At 55.2% G+C, this 22,020-nt stretch carries 19 protein-coding genes and 2 pseudogenes; 10 read left to right on the top strand and 11 right to left on the bottom strand.

Annotated features, from left to right (window positions below; genetic code table 11):
* Window positions 1–54: 54 nt before the first annotated feature.
* Entirely contained in the window at window positions 55–648 is a 594-nt protein-coding gene (locus P8O11_RS04515; protein WP_300292084.1) for a DUF1285 domain-containing protein, read from the top strand.
* A gap of 3 nt (window positions 649–651) precedes the next feature.
* On the opposite strand, the gene P8O11_RS04520 is transcribed toward P8O11_RS04515, so the two are convergent.
* The 7 genes and pseudogenes from P8O11_RS04520 to P8O11_RS04550 all read right to left on the bottom strand — a co-directional run bounded on the left by P8O11_RS04520 (window position 652) and on the right by P8O11_RS04550 (window position 8,989).
* Window positions 652–1,755, bottom strand: coding sequence for a flagellar basal body P-ring protein FlgI (locus P8O11_RS04520; protein ID WP_300292086.1), 1,104 nt, complete (start codon window positions 1,753–1,755; stop codon window positions 652–654).
* On the bottom strand, window positions 1,752–2,759 hold the full coding sequence (locus tag P8O11_RS04525; RefSeq protein WP_300292088.1) for a flagellin: 1,008 nt from the start codon (window positions 2,757–2,759) through the stop codon (window positions 1,752–1,754). The genes P8O11_RS04520 and P8O11_RS04525 overlap by 4 nt, the downstream gene beginning before the upstream one ends.
* Window positions 2,756–4,213 (bottom strand): flagellar hook-associated protein FlgK, encoded by a 1,458-nt coding sequence (gene flgK, locus P8O11_RS04530; protein WP_300292090.1) that lies wholly within the window; start codon window positions 4,211–4,213, stop codon window positions 2,756–2,758. Before flgK ends, P8O11_RS04525 begins: the two co-directional genes overlap by 4 nt.
* 58 nt (window positions 4,214–4,271) lie before the next feature.
* Window positions 4,272–5,573: pseudogene (locus P8O11_RS04535) on the bottom strand (flagellar hook protein FlgE).
* Between the two features lie 94 nt (window positions 5,574–5,667).
* Window positions 5,668–6,534 carry a flagellar motor protein MotB gene (locus P8O11_RS04540; protein ID WP_300292092.1) on the bottom strand — a complete coding sequence of 289 codons (867 nt, stop codon included), beginning with the start codon at window positions 6,532–6,534 and terminating at the stop codon, window positions 5,668–5,670.
* A 121-nt stretch (window positions 6,535–6,655) separates the two neighbouring features.
* Window positions 6,656–7,672: a LacI family DNA-binding transcriptional regulator gene (locus P8O11_RS04545; RefSeq protein ID WP_300292128.1), complete on the bottom strand. Its 1,017-nt coding sequence runs from the start codon at window positions 7,670–7,672 to the stop codon at window positions 6,656–6,658.
* A 441-nt stretch (window positions 7,673–8,113) separates the two neighbouring features.
* Window positions 8,114–8,989, bottom strand: a complete 876-nt coding sequence (locus P8O11_RS04550) for a porin (protein WP_300292094.1) — start codon at window positions 8,987–8,989, stop codon at window positions 8,114–8,116.
* Window positions 8,990–9,269: 280 nt separating this feature from the next.
* Between P8O11_RS04550 and P8O11_RS04555 the strand changes: the two genes are divergently transcribed.
* Entirely contained in the window at window positions 9,270–9,782 is a 513-nt protein-coding gene (locus tag P8O11_RS04555; RefSeq protein ID WP_300292096.1) for a DUF3576 domain-containing protein, read from the top strand.
* Between the two features lie 9 nt (window positions 9,783–9,791).
* Here P8O11_RS04555 and P8O11_RS04560 read toward each other — a convergent pair whose 3' ends face one another.
* A complete protein-coding gene (locus tag P8O11_RS04560) occupies window positions 9,792–11,024 on the bottom strand; it encodes a glycosyltransferase family 4 protein (RefSeq protein ID WP_300292098.1) in 1,233 nt (410 codons plus the stop codon).
* Window positions 11,025–11,493: 469 nt separating this feature from the next.
* Here P8O11_RS04560 and leuS point away from each other — a divergent pair, with 469 nt between their 5' ends.
* The 8 genes from leuS to P8O11_RS04600 all read left to right on the top strand — a co-directional run bounded on the left by leuS (window position 11,494) and on the right by P8O11_RS04600 (window position 20,159).
* Complete coding sequence (leuS, locus tag P8O11_RS04565) at window positions 11,494–14,034, top strand: leucine--tRNA ligase (RefSeq protein WP_300292100.1); 2,541 nt, start codon at window positions 11,494–11,496, stop codon at window positions 14,032–14,034.
* A complete protein-coding gene (gene lptE / locus P8O11_RS04570) occupies window positions 14,021–14,509 on the top strand; it encodes an LPS assembly lipoprotein LptE (protein ID WP_300292102.1) in 489 nt (162 codons plus the stop codon). The genes leuS and lptE overlap by 14 nt, the downstream gene beginning before the upstream one ends.
* Complete coding sequence (holA, locus tag P8O11_RS04575) at window positions 14,506–15,534, top strand: DNA polymerase III subunit delta (protein ID WP_300292104.1); 1,029 nt, start codon at window positions 14,506–14,508, stop codon at window positions 15,532–15,534. Before lptE ends, holA begins: the two co-directional genes overlap by 4 nt.
* Window positions 15,535–15,605: 71 nt before the next feature.
* On the top strand, window positions 15,606–16,199 hold the full coding sequence (locus tag P8O11_RS04580) for a glutathione S-transferase family protein (RefSeq protein WP_300292107.1): 594 nt from the start codon (window positions 15,606–15,608) through the stop codon (window positions 16,197–16,199).
* Window positions 16,196–17,284, top strand: coding sequence for a cupin domain-containing protein (locus P8O11_RS04585; protein WP_300292109.1), 1,089 nt, complete (start codon window positions 16,196–16,198; stop codon window positions 17,282–17,284). The genes P8O11_RS04580 and P8O11_RS04585 overlap by 4 nt, the downstream gene beginning before the upstream one ends.
* Window positions 17,281–17,700 carry a hypothetical protein gene (locus tag P8O11_RS04590; RefSeq protein WP_300292111.1) on the top strand — a complete coding sequence of 140 codons (420 nt, stop codon included), beginning with the start codon at window positions 17,281–17,283 and terminating at the stop codon, window positions 17,698–17,700. Before P8O11_RS04585 ends, P8O11_RS04590 begins: the two co-directional genes overlap by 4 nt.
* Window positions 17,701–17,808: 108 nt before the next feature.
* Window positions 17,809–19,095 carry a uracil-xanthine permease family protein gene (locus P8O11_RS04595; RefSeq protein WP_300292114.1) on the top strand — a complete coding sequence of 429 codons (1,287 nt, stop codon included), beginning with the start codon at window positions 17,809–17,811 and terminating at the stop codon, window positions 19,093–19,095.
* Between the two features lie 389 nt (window positions 19,096–19,484).
* The gene (locus P8O11_RS04600) at window positions 19,485–20,159 is read left to right on the top strand and encodes a hypothetical protein (RefSeq protein ID WP_300292117.1); all 675 of its coding nucleotides are present in this window, start codon (window positions 19,485–19,487) and stop codon (window positions 20,157–20,159) included.
* Between the two features lie 3 nt (window positions 20,160–20,162).
* On the opposite strand, the gene P8O11_RS04605 is transcribed toward P8O11_RS04600, so the two are convergent.
* The 3 genes and pseudogenes from P8O11_RS04605 to P8O11_RS04615 all read right to left on the bottom strand — a co-directional run.
* On the bottom strand, window positions 20,163–20,810 hold the full coding sequence (locus P8O11_RS04605) for a response regulator transcription factor (protein WP_300292120.1): 648 nt from the start codon (window positions 20,808–20,810) through the stop codon (window positions 20,163–20,165).
* Window positions 20,782–21,387: an ATP-binding protein gene (locus P8O11_RS04610; protein ID WP_300292123.1), complete on the bottom strand. Its 606-nt coding sequence runs from the start codon at window positions 21,385–21,387 to the stop codon at window positions 20,782–20,784. Before P8O11_RS04610 ends, P8O11_RS04605 begins: the two co-directional genes overlap by 29 nt.
* Before the next feature lie 207 nt (window positions 21,388–21,594).
* Window positions 21,595–21,974: pseudogene (locus P8O11_RS04615) on the bottom strand (transposase); the annotation flags it as partial.
* Between the last annotated feature and the right edge of the window lie 46 nt (window positions 21,975–22,020).

Here is a 22,020-nt window from a genome sequence, read left to right on the forward strand (position 1 = left end):
TGAAACACTACGCTTGAAGTCAGTCTAAACACAAACTTACAAATGGCAAAAACAATGAGCGGACAAAATCCCGTGATCCCAAACGCTGAAAGCATAGCCGCCTCTGCGCGCGCCGCTGCCAAAGGGCGTGGAATTCCCCCTGTGCATTTGTGGAATCCGCCACATTGTGGGGATCTTGATATTCGCATCTCCCGCGACGGCACATGGTTTTACATGGGGACACCGATCGGTCGCCCCGAGCTTGTGCGCCTGTTTTCCACTATCTTGCGCAAAGATGGCGACTCCTACGTGCTTGTTACACCCGTCGAAAAAGTAGGGATCACAGTTGAAGATGCCCCGTTTGTCGCTGTAGATTTCGAACTCGAAGGCTCGGGCCAAGCACAAACGCTCACTTTCACAACAAATGTCGCTGACACTGTCAAAGCTGGTCCCGACGCTCCTATTCGGATCGAGCGCGACCCCAAAACAGGCGAGCCATCGCCTTATGTTCGCATCCGCGCCAATCTAGATGCCTTGATTGATCGCAAGAGTTTCTATCGTCTTGTTGATATTGGCACATCAGAAATCTACCAGGGCAAAGACTGGTTTGGAGTTTGGTCGGGCGGACAGTTCTTCCCGATCATCCCGTCCGCAGAACTCAGCCAATAGAAACTAGTGCACCACAAATTCTGCATGAAGCGCGCCTGCAGCCTTAATACTCTTTAGAATATCAATCATATCGCGAGGCTTCACACCCAGAGCATTGAGCCCTGCGATCACCTCTGAAAGAGTCGTTCCGTCGGGCACTTCGGCAAGGCTGATCCCCGGCTCTTCTTCAATCGCCGCATTGGTGCGTGGAACAACCACGGTCTCGCCTTCGGAAAACGGATTTGGCTGTATTGCCAGTGGCGCTTCCTGAATACGCAAAGTTAGCCCTCCTTGGCTCACAGCCACTCGTGAGATACGCACATCCTCACCCATCACAATCGTTCCCGAGCGCTGATCAACAACGACTCGCGCACGTCGCTCGGGACGCACCAGAATATTTTCAATCTCGCCAATCGCATGCACCGTTGAGCGACGCCCCGTTGCCTCGACACTGATCTGAACGGTTCCAGAATCAAGCATCGAAGCGACGCGCTTGCCAAAGCTGCGATTGATCGCCTTTTCAATCCGCCCCGCTGTCGTAAAATCAGCCTCACGTAAAGCCAGCCTCAACGTTGTCAGGGAGGAGAGCTCAAACTCAATCTCGCGTTCAACACGCGCACCCGAAGGAATAACACCAGCTGTCGGGACCCCTTTGACAACGCCGCCCGCTTCGCCTTCGGCAGCCGCCCCGCCTGCAATAATTGTGCCTTGTGCCACAGCGTAGATCTGTCCGTCCGCCGCGTTAAGCGGTGTCATGATCAACGTACCCCCCATCAGGCTCTTAGCATCCCCGATCGCAGATACATTCACATCAATCGTCCCACCTGCTCGGGCAAAAGCCGGCAATTCAGCTGTCACAAAAACAGCAGCGACATTCTTGGGTCGATATTGCTCGCCACTCACATTGACACCAAGACGCTCAAGAATGTTTGACATAATCTCTTCAGTAAATGGTGCGTTTCGAATGCCATCGCCAGTGCCATTCAAACCAACGACGAGGCCATACCCGATCAGGTCGTTGCCGCGCACACCATCAAACTCGACGAGATCCTTGATCCTGACATCGCTGGCCAATGCTGCTCCAGAGCAACCCAAGAAAGCGGCAAAAATTGCAAAAAGCGTCTTCATCTCAAGAACCCCACAAGCGACAGCTGCGATAGCTTTACCGTTGCTGTGTAAAGGCTTTCGAGCCTGAATTGCGTTTCCTCAAGCTTAACAATCGTATCATAAGGGTCCGCCGAAATAAGCTCTGAGCGCGCAATTTCCAAACTAGTGTTCTGCGCGGTCAAACGCACACTCGCTTCTTCAATCCGAGCTTCAGCATAGCCAAGTGTCGCTCGTGCCGTCGTCAAACCGTCAACAGCGCCAAGACTCAACTCTCCCGCGCGACCGAGCATCTCGGCACGTGTTCCGTTCGAGAGCGCAAGCGCAGGGTCATAAGATAGCGCCGCCATAGCCGCCGACTTGAGGGTAGCGCGAAAAACCTCATCATCGCCCTTGATTTTCAAATCAATGCGCTCACCATCGGCCAGATGAAACGCTGACATATCACTCAAACCTCCAGTGTACCCAACTGCTTCAAAGCCACCAGAAGTGCCAAACCAGTTATCCATAACCGCCTCAACCCCAGCCAGAGACGATTGACCAGTGAGTGCAGATCTAAGATCCTCCAAAATGTCCTCAGCACTTGCCAGCGCCGCACTATCTGTCGCGCTTCCAGAAAAAAGCGCTCGACCAGCAACAGAAGTATTGAGCGTGGCCACAAGCCCCTCAATCACGCTACGACCTTTCTCCGAAAGGTGACTCGCGGCATATTCGCCAAAGTTCGCACCAAGGCTCAAAATGTCCCCGCCCAAATCACTAATGCTGTGTTGCACCTTCTCAAGACTTGCTTGCATCGCCCCAGAAAAGCCGGCCGCTTCGGTGGCAGACGCAGCGAAAACTTTGTTCAAGTGGAGGCTTCTTTCAACATCGGTGAGATAATTGAGATCACCCCCCAAATGCTTGATCACATCCTGTACCTTACCGCTCGAAAGTTCACTGGTCAGACGCGACATTTCAGTTTTGAGCTCTGTATTTTGGCGGCGCAAATTAACAGACTGCGCCATGTCACCTAGAGAAATTGAGCTCATCTTAGCGCTCCCATCAATGCATTCATCATATCATCCACAGTCTGCAAAACGCGCGCATTTGCGGCGTATGCCTGCTCGATCAGCATGAGTCTTTGCAGCTCGCGGTCGGTATCAACGCCGTCTGCCATCAGGAACTGCTCCGCTTCGGTCGCGCGCACTGCGGCAAAGGTCAGTTTTTGCTCCGCGCCGAGCCGCTGTGAACCAAACTTCTCAGTCACCAAACTGGCCAGATCGGAGGCGGCCGCTATTTGGCCCGCAAATCCACCAGAAGCGTAGCTACGTGTACTGCTCAAAGCGGAAGCAAAAGAGTGAAGCAGCTCCGCATTCCCAACTGGCCCGCGTACCGCAGCGCCCAATCCGTCTCGCAAGCGCCAGCTTTCGCCGCCTCGATCAGGATCAACCACCGCATTGACACTAATCCTGCTCGCGAGCCCAACCTCGTTGGTAGCGTCAACATAGGCTCCAGCATCCGTAAACAAACCCGCAGCGCCCGTCGGCGTTGTGGGATCTAATCCCGCGTCTTGCATCCGCTCGCTCAAATCGCGTGCAACGGCATCCAATTCAGCCTGCGCTCCAACGGCCAGGTCATCCCGTATTTCAAAGAATGCCCCGAGCTGTCTGCCACGCAACGGGCCGTGTTCAGGATCAACCGAAACATCAACGCCATTGATTGTGATGCCCGAAAGAAGGCCGCCAGCTTGCGTCATATGTGGCACAATCGTATTTGCATTGGTAAAGGCGAGTTCGGCAGCATTCCCATCAAGCAAAAGCACGCCCCCCTGCGTATAGAGCGCAACACCTTGGTTGGGTCGCCGCATTTCCTTGACAGGAACCAGCTCTGCAATCTCACCAATCAATGCCTCACGGTGATCAAACAGGGCCGAAACGTCCCGCTTGGCGGCCGATCCACCAGCAATTTGCACGTTGAGCTCCTGCACTTGCACAAGCTTGGTATTCAATGCGCTGACGGCCGTCTGAATAGAGCGATCCGCCGAAACACGCATATCCTGAATACCTTGGCTCGCCGTGTTCAAACTCCGCGTTATTGAGTTGGCCTCTCGCACCACTTGGTCAAGACGTCCAGACAAGTCAGGACGGCTCGCCGCCGAAACCAATGACGCCTCAAAGCTTGCAAGACGCGACGTCAACGAGCTGGCGGAATCCGGCGTGCCAACCAGCTGTTCAAGTTTGGTGTTAAATCCCGCTACACTGCTTTGTGCCGAACGGTCCGCGTTTGCATCGCGCATCTCCGCTACAAGAGCTGGCTCACGGTGGCGCACAGTCGCAACCACACTTACTCCGCCACCTCGCGTGTCCTGCGACTGCAATTCAACATCACGCCGCCCATAACCTTCCGTCATGGAATTAGCCATATTGGATGAGACAACCTGCGCTGAACGTGTTGCCGCTGTCAGGCCGCTGATCGCATTGGAAAGTGCTCCGGTTAAAGACATGTCACCACCTTGAATATGTTCAAAGGAGCGCGCCGTATTTTACCGCGCGCCTCAGGTTTTATCGTTTGATATTCGCCGTCTCTTGCAGCATCTCATCCACTGTCTGGATAACTTTTGCGTTCGACGTATAGGCGCGCTGCGTCTCGATCATCGCGGTCAATTCTCCCGCTACATCTGTCGTCGATTCCTCGCGCGCAAAGGAGACAATGTCTCCTGTCGGCCCATCACTCGCGTCCCACAAAAAGTAAGAGCCACTCTCGGGCGAGGGCAAATAGGTTTGCTGGTCAAGTGCAACCATTCCATTTGGGTTGGGAACAGAAACAAGGGGGATCTGATAAATTGTTCTCGAAATCCCAGTATCAAAATACGCATGCACCAAACCATTCTGGTCAACCTCAACCGAGGTCATATTGCCAACAGGCGTGCCGTCTTTTGAAATCGCGACAGGTGCGAAGCTATCCGAAAGCTGTGTCAGCCCATCAGAGATGCCTGCCGCGCCGATATTGATCGTCATCGGACCTCCATCCACAATGACCTCCAGATCACCTGACACAGGATCATACACACCCCCCGCCACTGTCGTGACAGAGGCCAGAGTTCCGCCCGCCGTGCGGCTGTCATCAAACGTCAGAGTATATTCTCCAATCACCACACCTGGCGTAGCAGAGTCGCTAATTTGCATGGTCCATTCATTCGATTCCCCTGTCGCAGGCACAGTCGGAGTAAACGAAATCGAAATATTCTCTGACGTTCCCATATTGTCATAGTATTCGACAGAAAGTTCAGAAGTCGCGCCCGATGCGCCCGACTCTGTGGACGTTGCAGGCAGGTTCACACCAAGATCAATTTTCGTCGTAGGCTCGCCAGAAAACTGGTTCACATTTACCTGTACAGGCTTGAGACCGTCAGATGTATCCCGCGGGTAGGTCGGAATGCTACCATCTGGTAGCGCTGGCCAACCAAGCAAAACGAGCCCTGCTTCGCTACGCAAGTATCCGTTTGAGTCCGTTCGAAACGATCCAGTCGTGGCGAGCAGCATTTGCGACTGGCCGTTGCCAGTATTGATCTCGCTATCCCGCGCAACGGGCAAAAGCCCATTGCCGCGCACAGCAAGATCAGTTGGGTTTGATGTCGCAACAAGCGCGCCACGCTCATCGATCAAACGCTGCGTTGTCGTTCTAACGCCCCCCGCCGAATAAGTGCCCCCCGTCGACTAAATGACCATCGAATGAAAATCCGCTTCCATCCGCTTATAGCCATAAGTCGCAGAGTTAGCGATATTATCTGAGATCGTCGCGAGCCTTGTCGCATTGGCCGTCAAGCCCGCGACGCCGGCATTGAGGGAGGAGGAAATGGTCATGAATACGCCTTTCTGCTGCATCAAACGCTTATTGAACAACAGACCTAACGCTTAACACTTAACACCAGGCTAACATCTAAAATTCAACAGAGTTTCAGCGATCAGACCTCAGCAAAACAATCTCCAGACGGTTGTTGCGTACGGCCATCGGGTTCTTCACTGCAAGGGATTTATCGGCATGACCTGTCTGGCGTTTAAACCTGCCCCGAGCCAGTCCACGGTCTTCCAACATCTCGCGCATTTTATTGGCGCGCTCCGCTGTCAGGCTCCACACCGGATTGTCCGCAAGCACAACAGAGGCGGCCCGCATATGTGCTCCGATCGCAATATCATTCTCAACAAGCCCCGAAACCCGCGCAATCACATCGGCAAGATCCTTAAGCACAACTGTAGGTTTGTCGCTCCCCTCTTCAAAGAGAGCCAGCCCTTCCAGATCAAAAATCTCGATGATCATCCCTTCGTCCGTAACGCGCGTGACAATGTGCTTCATCTGGTTTTTTTCGACAATACTTTCACCACTAATGCCCATCAGGGCCTCTTCAATCTTGCGGTAGGCTTCTTCCAACTCGGCGCCGCTGCCCTTCTCCGAGTTCACATCCTCGCCATCGGCCGACAAGCCAGTCTCAGCACGCGCTTGAAGTGACTCTGTCGCGTGAAGACTGCTCGCCCCTGTGCCGTTCTTGGGCATTGTCATTTCCGAAAAGACAGACTCCCCGCCAAAGTTGCCGTCCCCGCCGCCTGAAACGCGGGCAATCGGAACGGTTGGGCTGAAGTAATCCGCCACACCTTTGCGTTGCTGTTCTGTTGTTGCGTTTAACAGCCACATCAAAAGAAAAAAGGCCATCATAGCCGTCACGAAATCCGCATAAGCAACTTTCCAAGCACCGCCGTGATGCCCACCGCCTACAACTTTCTTCTTTCTCTTGATGATAACTGGCGCCAAATTGCTCTGCGCGCTCATACTCACCACCTTGTTTTACTCACCCACCCTCAGAGCTAAACTTCAACTCTTACCGGTGCCTTAACAAAACAAGGCATTCCTGTGATCTATAAAGGCTTTATCAAGGCGCGCCCAAAATGCCTCAGCGCATCGTATCTCCGGGGGCGATGCGCGGCGTCAGTTCGATCTTTTCATCAAAGCGCACAGCCTCATCCGCAGAGCGCGCCAAGATAATCTCAGCCGCCTTACGGCCAATCTCGGCTCGGCACGCATCCATAGTCGCCAACATCTTGGGCAAGCCTTGCAATAGCTCAACGCCGTTAAAGCCTGCCAAGCCGATCTGTCTAGGCACATCAAGGCCTGCCTCCAAACAATACAGCAAACCGCCCGCACCGATCATATCGTTGGAATAATAGATAAAATCCAGATCCGGCGTGCGCTCGAGCACCGCCTTGGTCATCTCGCGCCCCTTGGCCAAAGCCGAACCGCCCGAGTAAAATTCCTGATCAGCCATTTCGATACCAGCCTTGGCCAGCGCCTGCGTAAAGCCCTCAAAACGCTTCCTTGCGCGGTGGTCCAGAGGCATCTTTGTGCCCAGAAACGCGATCCGCTTATGCCCAGCGGCGACAATAGCTTCGCCCATCTTGCGCCCCGCCGCGCGGTGGCTAATGCCCACAGCCGTGTCGACAGGCTCTCCATCCACATCCATAATCTCAACAACAGGGATACCCGAGGCTGCCAGCATAGCCCGCGCATTGTCAGAGTGCTCCAGCCCCGCGATGATCACACCCGAAGGCCGCCATGAGAGCATCTCATAAAGCACCTTCTCTTCTTTCTCAGGCAAATAGTCGGTGATGCCAACAACAGGCTGCAAGCCGCTGTCCTCCAGAACACTGGTCACACCCGACAAAACCTCGGGAAACACCATATTCTTCATCGAAGGGATAATCACAGCCACAAGATTGACCCGCTGGCTCGCCAAAGCGCCCGCAATCTTATTGGGCACATAGCCAAGCCGCTTTGACGCCGCGAGCACTTTTTCCCGTGTTGCATCCGAGACATCGCCTCGGTTTCGCAAAACGCGGCTCACCGTCATCTCCGAAACACCGGAGGCCTCCGAAACATCTCTGAGTGTCAGAGGCCGAACACTGCGCTTCATCACGGTCAAAACCCTCGCCTTGGTGCGCCTCGATGCTAGCGCAACCAGCCCACCCGCCGCAAGCGTGTTCGCAGCCGGCCTGTTAACACTTGCACTTCAGAATGGTTAACGTTAAGCGGCGTTAACCATGGTTGAAAAATTTTGGTTAATAGAAAATGATGTGCGGATCGCAGGCTCTCAGCGCGCCAATTCAAGCCCCGCACATGCCTCTCTATAAGACCGGAGAGCGCCTCTCATCACCGCAAAAAATAGCGGTTGAACGGACAAATTCAAAAACGCGCTGAAGTGTAATTCAAAAACAATACCTGCAAATACCAAGAAATCCTATTTGCAGCAAAATCCGTTTGAGAACATCGCCCGTTTTCACCCAAAAAACAGCCCCCAAACAAGAAAAGAGCGAGCCGAAGCCCGCTCTTTCCGATACTCCAAATCCCCAGTGGATTAGAAGTTGAACACGATGCCGAAGTCGGCAACTGAACCAGTCGCGTTATCAACATAACCAGCTTTGAGTGACGCGCCGCCGAGGTCGTGCGAAACACCAACGCCGTAAACGTTCTTAACACCAGCTGTGTTTGTGTCTTTAACAAACGCTGTGAGCGATGTTGCTGCTGCAACGCTGTAAGTACCGCCAAGAACAGTTGTTTTGGTGCCGTTGTTGTCACCGTAAGCAAGGTTCACGCTACCGCCTGCGAAAGCATAGCCAACACCTACAGAAGAGAAGTCATCTGCTTTTGCTTTACCGTTTTGCATAGAAGCGCCGAATGACAATGCATCTGCTGAGTATGAAACAGAAGCTTGTGTGCTTTTTGTACCTTTTGAGTGTGAAACACCCATTGAAAGGTTACCCATTGTGTAGTTCACATCTGCGCCTTGTGGACCTTTGCCATTTGATGAATACTCATCAAAGCCAGTGAACACATCGGCTTCAAAGCCAAGACCTGTCAAGCCAACGTTGTTTACACTCATGTTACCATGATACATTTGACCGTAGTTGTTACCAACAACGATTGTAAGACCACCTGATGACATTGTGAACGTCGGTGCGTTGAATGTTTTAGACGCAGCGCCGTCTGTGTCGCGCCAGCGTGTACGTGCTCCAAGCGTCATACCGCTCTCGAGCTCAACAGAAGCTTTAACGTCAAGCTGCATGCGTGTTGTGATGTCTGTAACTGTAGCCGCGCCGTCTGTTGATGTTGATTTAACACCAAAACGACCCATACCTGAGAATGTTACGTCTGCAGCTGCGACTGATGCAGTTGCGACTAGCGCTGTAGTAGCGAAAAGAATCTTTTTCATGATTTTTCCCTCGGTTTTCATGTCATAGGCCCAAGCGGGGAATCCGCATTGGGTATGGAAGGTGTTTCGCTCCAAACTGGGTCTCATTGCAAGCGCGCTGGATCGGGGTTTCTGAAAGGTGAAAAAGCTGATGCACAGATGTCACAGTGTGGAATCCGAGGGCAGAGCGCAGGGCGCGTTCATGATTAAGGCGCAAAATGGCGTAAAAATGGCTGTATATGTAGGAAGCTGCCATAAGGGCTTGCTCAGAGCGTGGCGCTTGGGTAGGACGGAAGGGCAATTAACGAGCGGAATTCGTCCCATGCCAAGTCGTGTCCTCAAGTCTGTCGCAATCTTGTTTGCTCTCGTGTCGCTGAGCGCTTGTGGAGGCGGCAGCGGTCTTTTCGGACGGATCAGCCCTGCGGCAACGCAGGAGCGTGACCCAACAGCACCTGCAAGCCAACCTTCGGCTGCGGGTATTGAAACGGGCGACGGGCAAACCATCTGGGACGCCTTCGGCAAAAAGAATAATGAAGCCAATGTACAGGTAAACCGCTACCTTTGGGCGGCCTCGCTGGATGTGCTGAGCTTTATGCCTGTGCAGTCAGTTGATCCGTTTAGTGGTGTGATTGTCTTCGGGTACGGCACACCTCCGGGCGGCGGCAAGGCGTATCGCGCGACTGTCTATATACTAGACCCCGCTTTGGACGCGCGTTCGCTCAATGTGGCGCTTGCGGGCCGTGGTGGCCCTGTGGCGGCGGGCACGCAGCGTGCTGTGGAAGACGCCATTCTCAACCGTGGGCGTCAGATGCGGATTGCTGACGGGAAGCTCTAAGGCTTTTGACTAGACCAAACTTTCAACCCAGCTGAGCTGTTTTGGCAAGCAAATGCTTGCAAGATCGTAGTTGTTCACGATCAGCTTGCGCGCTGCGCGGCCAAGCTCTTCGCGCTCTGACGCGTTGTCGAGCAGGCGGGTGACCTCTTCGACAAGTGCGTCTTTGTCAAAGAAGTCGACAAGTCTGCCGTTTTGGCCGTGGATGATTGCTTCTTCTACGGGGGCGGTTTTGCTGGCGACGATTGCGCCTTGCACGCTCATTGTCTCGAAAAGGGACCAGCTGAGCACGAAGGGATATGTCAGGTAGACATGCACGCGGCTGACTTTGAGAAGCGATTGGAACTGATCATAAGGAATGCGCCCGAGAAAGTGGACGCGAGCCCAGTCTTGATCAGGAATTTGGCTGCGCACCTCATCAATGAAGATTTGTTTCCATGTCTGGCCTTTGGGCGGGCGGGCGCCATAGCTGACATCGTCGCCACCGACGATGAGCACGCGCGCGTTTGGCCGCTCTTTGAGGAGGCGGGGCAAAGCGCGCATAAAGACATGATAGCCGCGGTAAGGCTCTAGGTTGCGGTTTACAAATGTGATGAGCTCGTCTTTGCGGGTGAGGGTTTCGCCTGTGGGCAGGGTCAGGCGCGCAGCTGAGTCGGGCGTGAGCACATCTGTATGGATGCCATCGTGGCAGACTGTGATCTTTTCGCGGAACTCGGGCGGAAATGTATCGGCCTGAAAGGCGGTTGGGCTGATGCCTGCATCGGCAATGTCAAAATGTTCGTGATTGTTCACGTTTTTGAGGCGCAGGCGCATGGCCTCTGTGGCGCGTATCTCGGGCTGAAACTCTTTATCAAAGCCAGTGTGGGGGTATTCGGCTTTGTGATATAGCTCGCAATAGATTGCCATTTTGGCCTTGGGCCAGACATCTTTGAGAAAGAGCGACTCGCCCCAGCCGGGGTGCGCGATGATCAGATCGGGCGTGAAGCCTTGCTCTCGCAGCTGCACGGCAGCGTGATAGCAGGCCTCGGCGCGAGTGACTTTCGTATCAAAATCAACCAGCCAAGGATGTGTGTTTTGTGCGGCACGGGGCTTGAGCTTGTAAGGCAGCACGCGCACGCCATTCCATTTGGTTGGCTTTTCCACCCGTAGGGTAAGCGCAACAGTGTCGTGTCCGTGTTTGGCAAGAGCGGGCGCCAAATGTTTGAACTGGCCAGGGAAGTTCTGGTGGATAAAGAGGATTTTCATAAGCAGGCTCAACACAACAACACATAAGACAACGGGACCAAGCAGCCATAATGCCCGTTTATGGCATAAGAAGGGCTATTGGTGTGAATTTAATAAACAAACCAAAGAAATGGCCGGATGCGCACACATCCGGCCATACCCTGTTGGACTTTATTAGCGCGCTCCACGCGACGGGAGGAGGAGTGTCGCGTCGAGAGCTTTTAGTTGCGATGCACTACAGAGGGAGGAGAGTAGGAACATCGTTTGTGAGTTCAGATTTGCCGCAATGCAGCAAGACCTCAAGGTAAAAATGCTGCAACTGCATAATTTCGTAAATTCTTTACAGAGATGGTAAAAATCTCGGCAAATGCACAGTTTGTAGGCGGTGAATTTTTGGGCGTTGTTCTCTGAGAGGCAATTCGCGATTTAATCTGGGCTGAAAACCCTTTATCACCAGCGCCAACACCAAACATAGACCGAGAGACACGCAATGAGCCGCTATAACGCCGCCGAGATTGAAGCCAGATGGCAGGACGCATGGGAGAAGGCCGGAATCTTCCGCGCCGAGCGCAAGGAGGGCAAGCCGAAGTACTATGTGCTTGAGATGTTCCCTTATCCTTCGGGTAAGCTGCATATGGGCCATGTGCGCAACTACACGATGGGCGATGTGATCGCGCGTTATAAAATTTCGACGGGGCATAATGTGCTCCACCCGATGGGCTTTGATGCTTTTGGTATGCCTGCGGAAAACGCAGCGATGGCGATTGGCGGGCATCCTAAGACTTGGACCTATAACAACATCGACGACATGGTTGAGCAGATGAAGCCGCTGGGCCTCTCGCTTGACTGGGACCGTATGTTTGCGACCTGTGACCCTGAGTATTACGGGCAACAGCAGGCCCTTTTCCTCGATTTTCTGCAAGAAGGCCTCGTTTATCGCAAAAATGCGGTCGTGAACTGGGACCCTGTAGACATGACCGTTCTGGCGAACGAGCAGGTTGAAGGCGGACGCGGCTGGCGCTCGGGCGCTATTGTAGAGCGCAAGGAACTTACCCAGTGGTTCTTCAAGATTTCCGACATGGCGGACGAGCTGCTTGGCGCGCTGGACGGCTTGGACAACTGGCCTGCAAAAGTGAAGCTGATGCAGGCGAACTGGATCGGCAAATCACGCGGTTTGCAGTTTGGGTTTGAGCGGGTCGATGGCGGCGAGCCTATCGTTGTTTACACCACGCGGCCCGATACGCTGAACGGCGCGAGCTTTGTCGGGATTTCGCCTGACCATCCCATCGCCAAGGCGATGGAGGGCAACCCCGAGGTTGATGCTTTCCTTGCGGAAGCGCGCAAGGGCGGAACAACCGAAGAGGCCATCGAGACCGCTGAGAAGCTGGGCTATGATACGGGAATCAAAGTGAAGCATCCGCTGACGGGCGCAGAACTTCCTGTCTGGATCGCCAACTTCATTTTGATGGACTACGGCACGGGCGCTATCTTTGCTTGCCCTGCGCATGACCAGCGCGATCTGGACTTCTGCCGCAAGTATGACTTGCCAGTGATTGATACGTTCTTCGCACTTGGCGATGACACGCCTGTGGGCAAGGAGGCCTTTGTCCCTGCAAAGACCGAGAAAGTCCGCTGGGTTGATCACTTTGCGGGCCTTGAAGAGGCCACGGGCGAAGAGGCGATCAATGCGACGATCGACTTTATGGAAGCCAAGGGGCTTGGCGAGGGTGTGACCAAGTTCCGCCTGCGCGACTGGGGCCTCTCGCGCCAGCGGTATTGGGGCTGCCCCATTCCTGTGGTGCATTGTGAGGCTTGTGGCGTGGTTCCCGAGAAGAAGGAAAACCTGCCTGTCGAGCTGCCTGAAGATGTGAGCTTTGACCAGCCCGGCAACCCGCTTGACCGCCACCCGACTTGGCGCGATGTGGCGTGCCCCTCTTGCGGGGCGCCTGCCAAGCGCGAGACCGATACGATGGATACGTTTGTAGACTCATCTTGGTATTTTGCGCGCTTTACCGCGCCACGCGCCAAGACGCCGACGAATGCAGCGGATGCCGAATACTGGATGAATGTGGACCAATATATTGGCGGTGTGGAGCACGCAATTTTGCACCTGCTCTATGCGCGCTTCTTTGCGCGGGCGATGCATATTTGCGGACATGTGCCAGAGAGTGCGAAAGAGCCGTTTGATGCGCTGTTCACGCAGGGGATGGTGACGCACGCGATTTATAAGACAGAGGGTGCGGATGGGCGGCCTGTGTATCACTACCCCGAAGAAGTGACGCTCAAGGGCGATACCGCTGTGCTGGAAGATGGGCGCGAAGTGGATGTTGTGCCGTCAGCGAAGATGTCCAAATCCAAGAACAACGTCGTGAACCCGCTGCACATCATTGAAAGCTACGGCGCGGATACGGCGCGGTGGTTTGTACTGTCTGACTCCCCGCCCGAACGCGATGTGGAGTGGACGGCCTCGGGCGCGGAGGCGGCGCACAAGCATCTGGGGCGGGTCTACCGCATTGCCAGCGAGATCGACGCGGAAGCAAAGGGCCAAGAGGCGGACGACACCGCGCTTATCCGCGAGATGCACAAGGCGATCCATGATGTAACCATGGGTGTTGAAAGCTTCGGCTTTAACGCGGCGATTGCGAAGCTTTACGGCTTTACCAACACACTGGCCAAGTCAAACGCGGGTGGCGCGGCGAAGACACAAGCGGCGCGCACGCTTGCGCAGCTGATGAGCCCGATGACGCCACACCTTGCGGAAGCTGTCTGGGAGACGCTCGGCGGCGAGGGGCTTTGTGCGCTTGCACCTTGGCCTGTCGCGGACGAAGCGATGCTTGTCGATGACGAGGTTGTCATGCCGATCCAGATCAACGGTAAGCGGCGCGCGGAAATCAGCGTGCCCAAAGACATGGACAAGGCCGAGGTTGAAAAGCTCGCGCTGGCGCATCATGCTGTACAAAGGGTGCTAGACGGGGCGACGCCCAAGAAGGTGATCGTTGTTCCTGGGCGGATTGTGAATGTGGTTGCCTAACCGAAGAACTGTATTGCTGGGCGCGCTGGCGCTTTCGGGCTGCGGGTTTACACCTGTTTATGGGCCCGAGAGCGGTGCGCGCACGCTTCTCAATACCATCGAAGTAGATCCGCCGCGTGACCGCGAAGGCTATCTTCTTGTGCGCCATATTGAGGAGCGGCTCGGGCGCACGAGCAGTCCGACATATGCACTTTCGATTGCGATTGAGCTCGGTGAAGAACGCATGGCGATCACCACAGACAACGTGGCAACACGATTTAACCTTTTGGGCAAAGCGACTTACGCTTTGCGCGCCTTGGATGGCGGTAAAGTTTTGACCAGCGGGATCGTCCAGAGCTTTACGGGCTATTCGACCACGGGCAGCACTGCCGCGACACGGGCTGCTGAACAGGACGCTAGCGAGCGACTTATGGTTATTCTCGGTGATCAGATTGTTGCGCGCCTTGTGGCGGCAAAGCTTGAGCCAGCGGCATGAAGCTCGGCGTGCGCGAGGCGACAGCTTATTTCAAATCGCCAGATGCCAAGCGCACGGGGCTTTTGATTTATGGCAGTGACGGGATGCGTGTTGCTCTGAAGCGGCAAGACGTCATCAAGGCGCTGATTGGCCCCAAGGGCGACGAAGAAATGCGGCTGGTGCGGATGCCTGCGGGCGATTTGCGCAAAGACCCTGCCATGTTGCTTGATGCTGTGAAGGCGGTGAGCTTTTTCCCTGGGCCGCGTGTGGCCTTTGTGGATGATGCCAACGATACGGCTGCGCCTGCTATTCTTGCTGCACTGGAAGACTGGGCCGAGGGTGATGCGCAGATCATCGTGACAGCGGGGCAGCTCAAGGCGACGTCGAAAATCCGCAAGGCTTTTGAGGGGCACCGCAATGCCTATGCTGTCGGGATTTATGACGATCCGCCCGGGCGCGACGAAATTGAAGGCATGCTAAAGGACGCCGGGCTTGCACAAGTGAGCCGCGATGCCATGACTGATCTTATGGGGCTGAGCCGCGAGCTTGGGCCGGGAGACTTCCGCCAGACGATCGAGAAGCTTGCGCTGTATAAACACGGTGACGCAAGCGAAGTGGGCAGCGCAGATATTGCGGCCTGCGCACCGCAAAGCACGGAAGCCGCGCTGGATGATTTGCTGAATATCGTCGCCGAGGCCAAGATGGGCGAGATCCACCCGATCATGACGAAGCTCAAGGCGCAGGGTGTGCAGCCTGTGGGCCTTGTTATTGGCGCGACACGGCATTTCAAGGCGCTCTATGCGGCCGCGAGTGACCCTGCGGGCGCGAGCCAGGGGATTGCGCGGCTACGCCCTCCGATCTTCGGGCCGCGCCGCGACAGGATGCTCAAGCAGGCCCAAGGCTGGGGCGCTGTGAAGCTTGAGCAGGCTTTGAGCTATCTTATCGAGACCGATTTGCAACTGCGCAGCGCAGGGCAGACCGCGCCGCAGATGGCGCTGGTGGAGCGCACACTGATCAGGCTGGCGGGGCTGGCGGCGCGACGTTAGGTTTTGGACGCGGGCCCCTTGCGGCTTTCTTTTGTTTGATGTCTCGTGGGCACAAATAAGGGAGAGAAATCATGTATGAAGTCTTTGGTGGTGTGGCGAGCCGTGCGTTTCGGGTGCTTTGGCTTTTGGACGAAATGGGTGTAGAATTTGTACATCATGATCTGAAAGCTGGCAGTGAGGAGATGAAGGCGGTGAACCCGTCTGGCAAGGTTCCTGCGCTGAAGCTCGGTGGTGAACTGATCACAGACTCAGCGGCGATCATGACGTTTTTGGCTGATAAGCATGGCCAGTTTACCTACCCTGCCGGGACAATTGAACGGGCAAAGCAAGATGCTTGGTTTCACCAGATTTTGGACGAGGTCGATGCCGTGCTTTGGACGGCGGCGCGGCACTCGTTTATTTTGCCTGAAGAGCAGCGCGTACCTGCTGTGAAAGACTCACTCAAGTGGGAGTTCGCGCACAACATCAAGCGTATCTCCGAGCGCATGGAGGGGCCTTACCTTATGGGTGAAGAAATGACGATTGCGGATATGCTTCTGGTGCATTGTCTCGGATGGGCGATCAGCGCGAAGTTTGATCTGGAAGATGACAGGCTCAACACATACGCGAGCCAAGTGCGCAAGCGGGAGGGCTTCAAGGCCGCTCGGGGGCGGCTCAAGCTATGAGCGAAATTCGCGCCGAAGTCCGCCTGCCGACAGATGAACTGAGAGACGATCTGCCGTTTTTCACCAAAGTTTTGGGGATGCGGCTGGACGAGATTTTCCCTGCAGATGATCCGCGTGTTGCTGTGCTTTCCGGACATGGGCTGCGAATAAGGATTGAGAAGGGTGCGAAGGAGCCTGCGGGAACGCTACGTATCCTGACGACGGACCCAGAGGGCTTTGCGGATGGCGCGAGAGAGCTTGTTGCTCCGAACGGGACCAAGATCGAAATTGCCGAGCTGAATCCTCCGATGATCCTGCCCAAGACCGAGCATATGTTTGATGTGCGGCGATTGCGCGACTCTGCTCCATGGGTCATCGGGCGTGCAGGGATGAACTACCGTGACTTGCTGCCCACGCGTTTGGGCGGGGCGATTATTGCCAGCCATATCCGTGTGCCAGGCGGCGGCGATGTGCCTGATATGGTGCATTACCACACTGTCGGATTTCAGCTTATCTTTTGCTATAAGGGCTGGGTGGATGTGCTCTATGAGGACCAAGGCGGTATGATGCGCCTGCACGCAGGCGACTGTGTGATCCAGCCGCCAGAGATCCGCCATCGGGTCTGTCATGCTTCGCCTGATATCGAGGTGATCGAGATCGGCGTTCCTGCGGACCATGTGACGACGATTGATCATGCCTTCACACTGCCCAACGGCCATGGTGACCCCAAGCGCGAATGGCAGGGCCAGCGCTTTGTGCATCATGTAAAGGAGGGGGCCACTTGGCAGCCTTTCCGCATCCCCGGGTTTCGCTGTCGCGATACGGGGATATCGGAGGGCACGAAGGGCGTGGCCGGTATTCAGGTTGTTCGTTTTGAGAGCGGTGAACCACCCGCCACACGAACGGATGCGGACATTCACTTTACCTTTGTCATGGAGGGCACAATGACGCTTTATGCCGAGGGTCAGGAGCCACGCGCACTGCAGGCGGGAGATGCTTTCGTGCTGCCGCCACAGATGAGCGCGCGGTATGCGGAGTGCTCGGAAGACTTGGAGCTTCTGGAATGTGCTTTGCGGGGCGACTTTGCAAGTGAGGTTGTGGCTTGAGGTTTGTCCTACTCCTTCTTGTTCTGGCTGCCTGCTCTGTGAACACCACGCCTGATGTGGGCGGGAGCGGTCCTGTGACGATCCTTGGGGACACAGGCGGGAACCCTTATGAATATGCGGCCCTTCATGCGGAGCTCAAGGCGAGTGGGCGGCAGGTTCGTCTTGGGGGGTGTAACTCTGCATGCACGATGCTTACGAGCTTGCCCAACGCCTGCTTGATCCGCGGAACGCGCTTTGGCTTTCATGCGAGCAACCTGAATGGGCGGTTCAACGCTTTGAGCGCAGAGTATCTGACGCCTGTGATCCGCCAGCGCTTTCTCAGCACATGGGGTAAAAGCCGTGAAATGACCAAGCTGACTGCGGAAGAAATGGTGGCGCTTGACCCAGCATTAAAGCTCTGTAGCGCGACGCACTGACAGCACGCTTTACGCAACCCCCCTTCATTCGGTAAACAGGAGAGAAGCTGCAGAGCACCCGAACAATGGGGCATGCGGCTTCATATGTGTCATTGGAGGGACATGAAAATGACTGCACAAACAGAGAATACCGCAGGGGCAGACACCCTGGGCGAAGACTATAAGTTTGGTATGGGGCAAGCGCTTGTTGGTGCGCAGATGCTCTTTGTGGCGTTCGGCGCGCTCGTTCTTGTGCCGCTGTTGACTGGACTTGATGCGAGTGTCGCTTTGTTTACGGCTGGTGTTGGCACGCTGATCTTCCAGATTGTCACCAAAGGCCAAGTGCCTGTTTTTCTTGCATCTTCTTTTGCATTTATTGCGCCAATCATCTTTGCGGTTCAGACGTGGGGCTTGCCTGCGACAACGGGCGCTCTGGCGGTTTCGGGGCTTGTTTACGTGGTGCTGAGCTTTGCGATCCGCATTTTTGGCGCGGGCTTTTTGCAGAGGCTCTTGCCGCCTGTTGTTGTCGGACCTGTGATTATGGTCATTGGTCTTTCGCTCGCCCCTGTGGCTGTGAATATGGCGACAGGTCTTGCGGGTGATACGCAGATTATGCCGAAATCCTATGCGCTGTTTTTGGCGGCGGTTGCGCTTGGCGCGACGATGCTAACGGCCATTCTGGGCCGTGGCATGATGCGGATTGTGCCGATTATTGTCGGTGTGATTGCAGGATACGTGGCCGCGCTTGTGCTTGGCATGGTAACAGGCGAAAGCTTTGTGAGCATGGCCTCTGTCTCGAATGCGGCTTGGTTTGCTGTGCCGAATTTTGTAACGCCTGAATTCCAGCTTGCGGCGATTGTCTTCATGCTGCCAGTCGCGATTGCACCTGCGATCGAGCATTTTGGCGACATCCTTGCCATCGGGAATGTCACCAAGCGCGACTACATGACAAAGCCGGGCATTCAAAACACGATGCTTGGCGACGGCCTGGCCACAAGTGTTGCGGGCCTCTTGGGCGGACCACCCAACACGACCTATTCAGAAGTGACCGGTGCAGTGACTTTGACGCGTGCGTTTAACCCTGCGATCATGACTTGGGCGGCGATCTTTGCGATCATCCTGTCCTTTGTCGGAAAGCTTGGCGGCGCGCTTGGCACGATCCCTATGCCTGTCATGGGCGGCATTATGATCCTACTCTTCGGGATGATTGCTGTGGTTGGTCTTTCGGTACTTTCCAAGCTTGGAGAGGCCCTGAGTGAGCCACGCAATATGGTGATTGTATCGACCATTCTTGTCATTGGTATCGGTGGTCTCACGCTTGAGCTTGGCGATGATTTCAAACTTGCAGGGATTGGTCTTGCGGGCATTGCCGGTCTGGTGCTGAACCTGATTTTGCCGCATAAGAGCAAAGACTAAACAAACTGGCGGGCGGCCTTCGGGCCGCCCGCTTCGCGCCAGCATCACTGGCTGCACCTGATTGGAAACGTCTCCTTGCCTTGATGACAGTTTTTGACTGCCGATGAGCTAGTTTCCATAGTGTCAGGCTAGACGCCTTCCCACAGAGTACAAAATGCAGACTTGTGTTGCGTTGGACGCTGCGCAGGCACTTGGCTTGCGACATGACATATACATGGCTTGTAGTGAGCCAGTCAGAGCGCGGGATAAAGCCCAAACTTGGGAAATTGGATAAGTGTCTGATGCCGTTTTGGTTGCTTGGAATCGTTCTTGATTGTTAGACCAAAGTCCGAAGCAAGGCACGCGGTGCTGTGCTATCGTTGGCTTGAAATAGGGATATTGCGGGAAAGATGAACACCAAACGTAGCCGCTGGCTGGCCTTTCTGGCCGTCCTTTTTGTTGCCTTTCCGCTTCGGCTGGAAGTCGACAGCGAGGGCTTACTTCGTGTTGTCGTGGCCTCAGCGTCTGCAAAAGACGGCGACGGTGATGATGGGGGCGGAGACGATGGAGACGGGGATGATGGAGACGACGGTGACGATGGCGACAGCGACGACGGCGATGATGGCGATGACGATCATGACAATGATCATGACCGATCGAAGAAAGCGCAGCGCGAGCCCGATAAGGCCCGTTCAAAGCAAGTAAGGCACGCAGAGCGTCTGCAAAACGGCGCGCGTGTTACATTTTCCGACGGGAGCATGAGCGAGATAATCGGGGACCGATTTCGCAGAACAGATTCATCAGGGAGAGTGCTAGAGCGCCGTAAAGCAAAGGGAAGCGATGCGTCGCGTATGCGGGCGTATTTTGAAAGTACGCAGCCTGCATCCAAAAGCAAATCACCAAAGGTCGATTCCCAAGCAGTCGGGGCATATTATCGCGGGCGAGATATCGAAATTCATTACGCCAATGGCTGGACCGAGGCGGTGACGCGTGGGCAATATGTCTTGAGAGACCAGTTTAGCCGCATCGTTGCCTCACGTAGGGCAACTCAAAGCGACATCACACGGCTGGAAAGGTTTCGGTAGCGGCTAGGGCTTTTCACCGTTCCAGGCCTCATGTGCCATCACGGCGGCCTCGGCACGATTGCGGGCATGCAGCTTGCTCAGGATAACCGTCATGTAGTGCTTTACAGTCTTTTCCTGAAGGCTGAGCGCATCGGCCACCTCGCGGTTGCTTTGACCGGTGGCGACAAGGCGTAGGATTTCTTCTTCGCGCTTTGTTAGATCATCAATTGGGTTGTGCTCTTTCTTGGCCTTTGGCTTTTGCATGATCTGGAGCACTTGCGCGGCGAGCGCGGGCGAGACATGGGCCTCACCGCGGGCGATCCCTTTGAGTATGCGGCGGAGATCGTCGGCGGAGACCCCTTTCAGTACATAACCGATTGCGCCGACTTGTAGCGCTTTGGTGACGTCAGCATCGTCTTCCGAGACGGTCAGCATCGCGACATGCTTGGCCAATCCACCCTCGATAATACGCTTGGCAGCGGTGATGCCATTGCCAGGCATCGAGAGATCAAGCAGGGCGATATCAGGCGTGTGTTGCGCTGCAAGAGCAACAGCTTCTTCGGCCGATTCCCCTACACCCAAGACTTCAAACTCACCTGTCTCGGTTATACTTTGCACCAGCCCATCACGAAAAATCGGATGGTCATCGGCGAGGATTAGTCGGATTGCCATTATATTGCTCCCTCAAGAGTGTGAGCGTCAGGGTCGTGCCTGAACGGGGATTGGATGAAACCAAAATGCTTCCTCCGATGCTTTCGGCGCGGTCGCGCAGGCCTGTGAGACCTTGGCCTCCGGTCGCGTGCAGGCCAGGCACAGTTTCCATGTCAAACCCCGAGCCATCATCATGGATCGAGATTTCGATGATTTTGGTATCGGCCTCGACACGTACTTCGGCGGATTTAACGCCGCCGTGGCGTACGGCATTGGACAAGCCCTCTTGCAGAAAGCGGTAGACGCAGAGTTTTTCTGTATAGCTCAGGTGCTTTGGCTCTGAGCCAGAGAATGTGACGTTTACGTCGATGCCTGATTGGACCTCACGCTCGGAGATTGCTGCGCGGACGAGGGACGCCAGATCCATTTGCTCTAGCTCTGGCAGGGCAAGTCCGCGTGAGATCGCTCTTATCTCTTCGAGCGCACGATCGATTGAGGCGCGAATTTCGCCGCGAGCGTTTGGGCCTGCGTTCTTGTCGAAGGCTGAATCGAGCCTCAAGGCGGCCAGCGAAAGATGTTGTGCAGGACCATCGTGCAAATCTGAGCCGACATGGCGGATTGTCTGTTCGAGCTGGGCTGTAGCACGCAGATTTGCCGTGATCGCTTTGCGACGCAGGGCGATGTTTTGCTCCGCAAGATGTTCGGAACGTGCTTGCTACTTGATGGCGTCACGCCCCAAGGCGCGCCACCAACTGGCCGATTTTTGCTCCGCCCCAGTGGCAGGCTTTTACGCCGCCGTTGACACCTGATCGCGTCGGACAGTCTTTGGGTCGACACCGACAAGCCTGCACGCACGACGTTGCGAGATGTCATGATCCCGCATTGCCTTGCGGGCCGCAGCCCGTCGCACATTCGGTGTCGTCAGTTCTTTCCCAGCAAATCCTTCAGCACAACATTGTCGAGCATCGTATCTGCTAACAGGCGTTTTAGCTTGGCGTTCTCGTCTTCAAGCGATTTCAGGCGATGGGTGTCAGAAACGTTCATGCCGCCGTATTTGGCTTTGAACTTGTAGAATGAGGCGGGACTCAGGCCATGTCTCCGGCACACCTCAGCAGTTGGCATTCCAGCTTCTTGCTCTTTGATCATCCCAATAATCTGGGCCTCAGTAAAACGACTCTGTCGCATGTGCTTGCTCCTTCGAAGGTTGAGCAAACTCTACATTAAAGTGAGG

Source organism: Lentibacter sp. (assembly GCF_029254145.1).
In the GTDB taxonomy this organism is placed as follows: domain Bacteria; phylum Pseudomonadota; class Alphaproteobacteria; order Rhodobacterales; family Rhodobacteraceae; genus Lentibacter.